7 protein-coding genes and 1 tRNA gene are annotated in these 7,640 nt (G+C 71.7%); 4 read left to right on the top strand and 4 right to left on the bottom strand.

What is annotated here, in order from left to right; genetic code table 11:
- Positions 1–1,103 (top strand): ATP-dependent DNA helicase (locus AWZ10_RS23130; protein WP_159058326.1); only part of this gene is annotated, 1,103 nt, incomplete at its 5' end.
- Between the two features lie 99 nt (positions 1,104–1,202).
- Here the strand turns inward: AWZ10_RS23130 and AWZ10_RS23125 are convergent.
- On the bottom strand, positions 1,203–1,892 hold the full coding sequence (locus tag AWZ10_RS23125; RefSeq protein ID WP_046707728.1) for a hypothetical protein: 690 nt from the start codon (positions 1,890–1,892) through the stop codon (positions 1,203–1,205).
- A gap of 47 nt (positions 1,893–1,939) precedes the next feature.
- On the opposite strand from AWZ10_RS23125, the gene AWZ10_RS23120 reads away from it, so the two are divergent.
- Entirely contained in the window at positions 1,940–2,128 is a 189-nt protein-coding gene (locus AWZ10_RS23120; RefSeq protein ID WP_005485166.1) for a DUF5703 family protein, read from the top strand.
- A gap of 69 nt (positions 2,129–2,197) precedes the next feature.
- On the opposite strand, the gene AWZ10_RS23115 is transcribed toward AWZ10_RS23120, so the two are convergent.
- From AWZ10_RS23115 to AWZ10_RS23105, 3 genes are all read right to left on the bottom strand, one after another.
- On the bottom strand, positions 2,198–3,133 hold the full coding sequence (locus AWZ10_RS23115; RefSeq protein WP_046707729.1) for a chaplin: 936 nt from the start codon (positions 3,131–3,133) through the stop codon (positions 2,198–2,200).
- 132 nt (positions 3,134–3,265) lie between these two features.
- Positions 3,266–3,499 (bottom strand): chaplin ChpH, encoded by a 234-nt coding sequence (chpH, locus tag AWZ10_RS23110; protein ID WP_037701886.1) that lies wholly within the window; start codon positions 3,497–3,499, stop codon positions 3,266–3,268.
- A 218-nt stretch (positions 3,500–3,717) separates the two neighbouring features.
- Entirely contained in the window at positions 3,718–5,043 is a 1,326-nt protein-coding gene (locus AWZ10_RS23105; protein ID WP_060891956.1) for a M20/M25/M40 family metallo-hydrolase, read from the bottom strand.
- Positions 5,044–5,242: 199 nt separating this feature from the next.
- Here AWZ10_RS23105 and AWZ10_RS23100 point away from each other — a divergent pair.
- Both AWZ10_RS23100 and AWZ10_RS23095 read left to right on the top strand, forming a co-directional pair.
- Positions 5,243–5,327, top strand: a tRNA-Leu gene (locus AWZ10_RS23100).
- Between the two features lie 282 nt (positions 5,328–5,609).
- The coding region (locus AWZ10_RS23095) for a non-ribosomal peptide synthetase (protein ID WP_159058325.1) at positions 5,610–7,640 on the top strand (2,031 nt) is incomplete at its 3' end.

Here is a 7,640-nt window from a genome sequence, read left to right as displayed (position 1 = left end):
CCCGGGCGGAACCGGCGGCGCTGGTCACGGCCGCCCGGACCCTCGGACTGCGGGCGTACGCGGCGACGCACAGCGCGGACGGGAGACGGCGATTCCCCTCCCGGTCGCACACCGACGGGGAAGGCGCCCTTGCCGAGGGAGGCGACACCGCCGTGACGACCCTCGCCGGGCTGCTGTCCGGCACCGAGGGGCCCGGCCGGGACGTGGACGGCATGCTCGCCCTCGACCTGCTCGTGGTGCTGGACGCCCCCCAGGTGGACGTCGAGACCGCCGCCCTGCTCGCCGAGTCGCTGCCCGACGGAGCCCGGCTGGTGCTCAGCGGCGACCCGGGGGTGCTGTGGTCCGCCGGACCGGGCCGGGTGTTCGCGGATCTGCTCGCCGCCCGTGCCTGCCCGCAGGTCGCCTCGCGGACGCCCGACCCCGGGCCCGTCGGCGAGCTGGTCTCCGGAATCGGGATCGGAGAGCTGAACCAGGTCGACGCGCCCGGCAAGGAGGTCGTGATCGTGCCGGTGCGGGACGCGGGCGAGGCGGTGCACCGGACCGCGCAGCTCGTCGTGGACTCGGTGCCGAGAGCGTTCGGGATCCCCGCCGAGGAGGTGCAGGTGATCACTCCTGGGCATGGGGGCGCGGCCGGCACGCGTGCGCTGAACACCGCGCTCAAGGAGCGGCTGAACCCCGGTCCGGGCCGCTTCGGCGGGTTCGACCCGGGCGACCGGGTGGCCTACTCCCCCGCGCCGGGCCGTTCGACGCCCGGCCGTGTGGTGAAGGCCGATGCCGAGGGGCTGCACCTGGAGTGCGCGGGCACGGCTGTCGTCGTACCGAAGGAGCGGGTGGAGCAGACCGTGCGGCACGGGTGGGCGCTGACGGCGCACCAGGCCGTGGGGCACCGGTGGCCGGCCGCGGTCGTGGTACTGCCGGGTGACGCGGCGCAGGCGCTGAGCCGGCCGTGGGTCTACACCGCCTTCGGGCGCGCCGAGCGGCATCTGTCCGTGGTGCACGGTGTGGAGCAGGCCCTGCCACGCGCGGTCGCCGAGGTCCCGGCGAAGCCGCGCACGACTCGGCTGCCGGCGTTGTTGAAGGCCCAGGTGCCGTCGGCCGATTGACCGTGCCGCGGGGTGGTGCCGGACGGGGGCGGGTCACGCGGCCCGGCGCTTACGGGGGGGCGCCCGAGCTACTGGGCGCCCGTCGGCCGAAGCCCCGCGCTAGCGATCCGCGTCCAGCGGTTCCAACTCCTCGTCGTCCTCCAGCTCCGGTTCGAGCACGAGGTCGTCGTCGAGGTCGTCGTCCTCCACGTCGTCGTCGAAGACCGCGCTGACGTCGAAGCGACAGACGACCCTCTGCGGATCGACCCCTTCGAAGGGTGCCTCCAGCCACTCACCGGGCTCGGCGGTGTCGTCCGCCGCGGTCACCCAGAGCGTGGAGTCCCCCTCCTCCAGACCGAACTCCTTGTGCCGGGAGGCGATCTCGTCCGGCTCGAACTCCCCGAACAGCAGACCCAGCGCACCGTGCACCGTGCTCGCCGCCCCGTCGGAGCCGACCGGTGCCTCCGCGGCCTCCACCCGCTGGGCCTGTGCCAGCAGCCGCTGCGGTTCGGCCACCGTGTAGTCCCGGCGGATCAGCACGCTGAGCGCGCTGGGTTCCTCGGGGCCGGTGTACGGCGGCATGTCCTCGGTGCCGGGGATTTCGAAGGGAGTGACCTCGTCATAGCGGTCATAGAGCAGTTCGTCGTACTCCTCGGCGGCCGCGGCCAGCTCGTTGAACGCCTCGTAGACGGCCGGGTCGTCCTCCCCCGACCGGCGTTCGACCGCCGCCAGGTGGCGGTCGAGCGCGGTCTTGACCGCCTCGGCGGCGGCGCGTACCTCGGCAGCGGTGGGCTGCGCAGCATCAGACATAGTGCAGACGCTATCCGTACCGGGCCCCAGCCCGCACAATAGATGCGATGCCGGAATACGAATTTGTCGACGTGTACGTACCGCGCGGGGTCTCCCGCAAGGACGCCACACGCCTGCTGACGGACCATGCCGAGTACGGACACTGGGAGTTGGACCGACTGAGCCTGCTGCGTGACGGCAGCCGGAGGGTGCGGTTGCGCCGACGGATCATTCGCCAGGTACGCGCCACGTGGTGAGTGGGCGGAGTACAACGGAGCGGGCCCCGCTGGTGCGGGGCCCGCTCCGTTTGTGCGCGCCGGCTCCGGCTACAGAGCGGCTGCCCGTGCCTTGCGGTAGATCAGGGCGCCCCCGATCAGCGCGCCCGCGCCCACCGGGAGTGCGAGCCCCAGCGGCAGGTCACCGCCGGTCCGGGCGAGCTGGGCCGCGCCGTCGGGCTGGGTGACGGTCTGCGTGCCCGGGGTGTTGGTGTCACCGCCGGCGATCTCGCCGCCGGGCTTGCCCGGTGCACTCGGCTTGCCCGGTACCTGCGGGGACGCCTCCTCGAAGTCGCCCGGCGGGTTCTGGTGGCCACCACCCGGATTCTCGTGCGCCCCTCCGCCGCCCGAGTTCCCGCAGTCGTTGCCCGTGACCCCGTTGCCGATACCGATCACGCTGATGTTGTTGCCGCACAGATTGACCGGCACATCGACCGGAACCTGTACGTGGTTGCCGGAGGCCACGCCCGGCGAGCCGCTGGTGTGACCGTCCGCCTGGGAGCCACCGTGCGAGGAACCGTGCCCGCCGCCGCCGTTGTAGCAGTCGTTGTCGGTGGCCGGGTTGCCGACACCGATCACGTTGACACTGTTGCCGCACACGTTGACCGGCACATGCACCGGAACCTGTACGTGGTTGCCGGAGGCCACGCCCGGCGAGCCGCTGGTGTGACCGTCCGCCTGGGAGCCACCGTGCGAGGAACCGTGCCCGCCGCCGCCCTGGCCGCCGCGTGCGTGCTTGCCGCCGCCGTTGGAACACTTGTTGCCCGCCGCCGGGTTGAGCAGTCCGACCACGTTCACCGTGTTGCCACAGACGTTGAGTTCGGCCTCCACCGGCGCCTGCACGGTGTTGCCGGAGAGCACGCCGGGCGAGTTGGTGGCGGAGCCCTGCGCACCGGAGTCGGCGTGCGCCGCACCGCCGCCCGCCGCGGCGAGCACACCGGACGCGGCCGCCACCGTCATGAGGCCTTTTCGGGTGACCTGTCGCATTGCTGAATTACCTGCCTTAGCCCTATGTTCTGATCTTCTACACCTTGCCGGGATACCGGTCGGCCCCGGAGTGCATGGCGCGCACTCCGGGGCCGACGGCTATTTCAGACCCTCACCGGGTGAGGCACAACGTCACTTGTTGATGCAGGTGTTGCCGAAGGCAGGGTTCAGCAGCCCGATCACCGAGATCGTGTTGCCGCACACGTTCACGGGGACGTGAACCGGCACCTGGACGACATTGCCGGACGCGACACCCGGGGAGCCGATCGCGGCACCCTGGGCCCCGGCGTCGGCAACGGCCAGACCCGCGCCCGCGAGAACCAGACCACCGGTGGCTGCCGCGACGGCGACGACCTTCTTGAGCATTATTCCTCCTTGTAGGCAAAGCGACCCCAAGTAGCGAGTCACATCACCAGTAACGAGAAGGGAGTAATGGAGCTACGAGCTTATGGTCCGATTCACTCGACCCGGTCGACCTTCGTACACGCTGCCGAATAGTGCAGTCTCGTTTCAGCGCGCAATTCCGGACAGAACAAAGGCGGTTCAGGACCGGTCCGGGACCGGCTGGCTCCCGTCGCGGAATGTCAGGACGCGTCGATGAAACGGTCGAGCACACGCACGCCGAACTGCAGACCCTCCACCGGCACCCTTTCGTCGACGCCGTGGAACATGCCCGCGAAGTCCAGCTCCGGCGGCAGCTTGAGCGGTGCGAAGCCGAAGCCCCGGATGCCGAGGTCGTCGAAGGACTTGGCGTCCGTACCGCCGGAGAGCATGTACGGGACCGCCTTCGCGGCCGGGTCCTCGGCGAGCAGCGCCGACTGCATGGCGTCGACGATCGCCCCGTCGAAGGAGGTCTCCAGGGCCTTGTCGGAGTGCACGTCCTCGCGCCGCACCTTCGGGCCGAGGATCTTGTCGAGGTCGGCCAGGAACTCCTCCTCGAACCCGGGCAGGAACCGCCCGTCGACATGGGCGGTGGCCTCGCCCGGGATGACGTTGACCTTGTAGCCGGCGCCGAGCTGGGTGGGGTTGGCGGTGTTCCGCAGGGTCGCGCCGATGAGCTTGGCGATGCCGCCGAGCCTGGCGAGGGTGCCCTCCATGTCCTCCGGGTCGAGCTCCGTGCCGAGCGCGTCGCCGAGTTCGTCGAGGAAGGCCCGGGTGGTCTTGGTGACCCGCACCGGGAACTGGTGGCGGCCGAGGCGCGCGACGGCCTCCGACAGCTCCGTGATGGCGTTGTCCCGGTGGATCATCGAGCCGTGCCCGGCGGTCCCGGCCACGGTCAGCTTCATCCAGTGCATGCCCTTCTCGGCCGTCTGGATCAGATAGAGGCGCCGCTGCTCGCTCACGGTGAACGAGAAGCCGCCGACCTCGCTGATCGCCTCGGTGACGCCCTCGAAGAGATCGGCGTGGTTCTTGACGAGGTGCTTCGCCCCGTACGTACCGCCGGCCTCCTCGTCCGCGAGGAAGGCGAGCACGATGTCCCGCGGGGGCTTGCGTCCGCTGCGCAGCCGGTCGCGGACGACCGCCAGCGTCATCGCGTCCATGTCCTTCATGTCGACCGCGCCCCGGCCCCACACGCAGCCGTCCGCGACCTCGCCGGAGAACGGGTGGTGGGTCCAGTCCGCCGCGTTGGCCGGTACGACGTCGGTGTGACCGTGGATGAGCAGCGCGGGCCGCGACGGGTCCTCGCCCTCGATGCGGGCCACCGTCGAGGCACGGCCCGGGTGCGACTCGAAGATCTTCGGCTCAAGGCCCACCTCGGCCAGCTTCTCGGCGACGTACTCGGCGGCCTTGCGCTCCCCCGGGCCCGAGTGGTCGCCGAAGTTGCTGGTGTCGATCTGGATCAGCTCGCGGCAGAGGTCCACGACCTCGTCCTCGCCGGTCACGCGCCTGCCCGTGTCCGTCTCGCTCACGCTGGTTCCTCCCGCTGTCGCTGCTGGTGGTTCCCCCTCATCCTCCTCCTGCCCGGCCTTCCGCCCCAAGACCGGGACCGGCCCGTCACAAGCCGTTCACGCCCCACCGCCCAGGGGACGGGGTGTGATCGAGGGCCCCGGAAAGCCTGGTAATGTTTTCTCCGTCGCCGCGAGGGAAACCGCGCACGACAGACACCTTGTCCGGGTGGCGGAATGGCAGACGCGCTAGCTTGAGGTGCTAGTGCCCTTTATCGGGCGTGGGGGTTCAAGTCCCCCCTCGGACACATAGTGGCGAAGGCCGCGACCATCAGGTCGCGGCCTTCGAGCGTTAAACTGGCCAAATGTGGGCGACGTCTCCTCCCACCAGAAGAACCCCAGGTCACGACCCATCCCGGCACCCCTCCGGGTCACCTGGCGGACGCCCCCGCTTGGCCGCCACGACAGGCCGTAGTCACCCGAGCACTAGAGTATTGGGCTTGTTCGGTGCCGATACGGAAATATCCCCAGGCAGACCTGCGGGCCCGTCGGTGCCCCCGGATGGTCCGGGTTCGAGAGGCGAGGATCCGATGGCCGCCGTGTACGAGAGTCCCGACCTGACGCTGCTCGACGGGGAGCTGGCGGAGGGAGCCGGGGGGTTCGGCGGAACGGCGCGATTCTCTGCCGGTCCGGCGGCCTCCCCGCGCACGCTCGTCGATGTCTTCGAGGCGTCCGTACGGTCGTACCCGGACGAGCCCGCGCTGGACGACGGGAAGCGGCGGCTGACCTATCGCGCGCTGGCGGTCGAGGTGGAGGACCTGCGGCGGCGGCTGGGTGCGGCGGGGGTCGGGCTCGGGGACCGGGTCGGGGTGCGGGTGCCGTCGGGCACGAACGAGCTGTATGTCGCCGTCCTCGCGGTGCTCGCCGCCGGGGCCGCCTATGTACCCGTCGACGCCGAGGACCCCGATGAGCGGGCCGAGCTGGTGTTCGGGGAGGCGGAGGTGCGGGCGGTCGTCGGGGCCGGGCACCGGCTGACCGTCAACGGCGCGTCCGATTCCCCCGCCGCGCGTCCCGGGGTCGAGCACGACGCGTGGATCATCTTCACCTCCGGGTCCACCGGGAAGCCCAAGGGTGTGGCCGTGAGCCACCGCAGCGCGGCCGCGTTCGTGGACGCCGAGGCGGAGCTGTTCCTGACGGAGGAGCCGATCGGGCCCGGGGACCGGGTGATGGCCGGCCTCTCGGTGGCCTTCGACGCGTCCTGCGAGGAGATGTGGCTGGCCTGGCGGTACGGGGCCTGTCTGGTGCCGGTGCCGCGCTCACAGGTCAGGAGCGGCGCCGATCTGGGGCCCTGGCTCGTCGAGCAGGAGATCACGGTCGTGTCGACCGTGCCGACGCTGGCCGCGCTCTGGGAGCCCGAGGCCCTGGGCGACGTACGGCTGCTGATCTTCGGCGGTGAGGCCTGCCCGCCGGAGCTGGCGCAGCGGCTGGTGACGGAGGGCCGCGAGGTCTGGAACACGTACGGGCCGACCGAGGCCACTGTCGTCGCCTGCGCCTCGCTGATGTCCGGCGAGGAGCCGATCCGGATCGGGCTGCCGCTCGACGGGTGGGAGCTGGCCGTCGTCGACGAGGCCGGGGAGCCCGTGGCGATGGGTGACAGCGGGCAGCTCGTGATCGGTGGCGTGGGGCTCGCGCGGTATCTCGACGCCGAGAAGGACGCGGAGAAGTACGCGCCGCTGGAGTCGCTGGGCTGGGAGCGCGCCTATCGCAGCGGTGACCTGGTGCAGGCCGAGCCCGAGGGGCTGGTCTTCCTCGGGCGGGCCGACGAGCAGATCAAACTCGGCGGGCGGCGGATCGAGCTGGGCGAGGTCGACGCCGCGCTGCAGGGGCTGCCCGGGGTCGCGGGCGCCGCGGCGGCCGTACGGACCGCGCGGAGCGGCAATCAGCTGCTTGTCGGGTACGTCGTCACCCAGGACGGCTGGGACCAGGCCACGGCTGTGGAGAAGCTGCGGGCCGAGCTGCCCGCCGCGTTGGTGCCGCTGCTGGCGCCGGTGGCCGAGCTGCCGACCCGGACGTCGGGGAAGGTCGACCGGAACGCCCTGCCGTGGCCGTTGGCCGATCTGGGGACCGCCGGGCCGACCGAGGAGCTGTACGGCACCGAGGCGTGGCTCGCCGAGCAGTGGGCGGAGGTGCTGGGCATCCCGGTCGGCGGCGCGGGCGACGACTTCTTCGCGATCGGCGGCGGCAGCCTGGCCGCCGCCCAGCTGACGACCCGGCTGCGGACCCGGTACCCGCGCGTCGCGGTGGTGGACATCTACCAGCGGCCCACGCTCAGGAAGCTGGCCCGGTATCTGGAGGAGTCCGGCGAGGGGGACGGGCCCCGCCGGGCGGTGGACCCCGTGCCCGTGCGGGCGCGACTCGTCCAGCTCCTGCTGCTCGTCCCGCTGTTCACGCTGCTCGGGCTGCGGTGGGTCGTCCCGCTGACCGCGCTCGGGAACCTGCTCGGACCTTACGCCTGGCTGCCGACCGCGTCCTGGTGGGCCGTGGCGGCCGGGGCGGTGTTGTTCTACACCCCGCCGGGGCGGCTGGCGATCGCGGCGGGCGGGGCGCGGCTGCTGCTGCGC

Source organism: Streptomyces europaeiscabiei (genome assembly GCF_001550375.1).
Lineage (GTDB): Bacteria > Actinomycetota > Actinomycetes > Streptomycetales > Streptomycetaceae > Streptomyces > Streptomyces europaeiscabiei.
This window is presented reverse-complemented; position numbering and strand designations above follow the sequence as displayed.

Coding starts and splice junctions, on each gene's coding strand:
- AWZ10_RS23120 (WP_005485166.1), top strand. CDS start 1,940: ATGCCGGAATACGAATTTGTCGACGTGTACGTACCGCGCGGGGTCTCC.
- AWZ10_RS23115 (WP_046707729.1), bottom strand. CDS start 3,133: ATGCGACAGGTCACCCGAAAAGGCCTCATGACGGTGGCGGCCGCGTCC.
- chpH (WP_037701886.1), bottom strand. CDS start 3,499: ATGCTCAAGAAGGTCGTCGCCGTCGCGGCAGCCACCGGTGGTCTGGTT.
- AWZ10_RS23125 (WP_046707728.1), bottom strand. CDS start 1,892: ATGTCTGATGCTGCGCAGCCCACCGCTGCCGAGGTACGCGCCGCCGCC.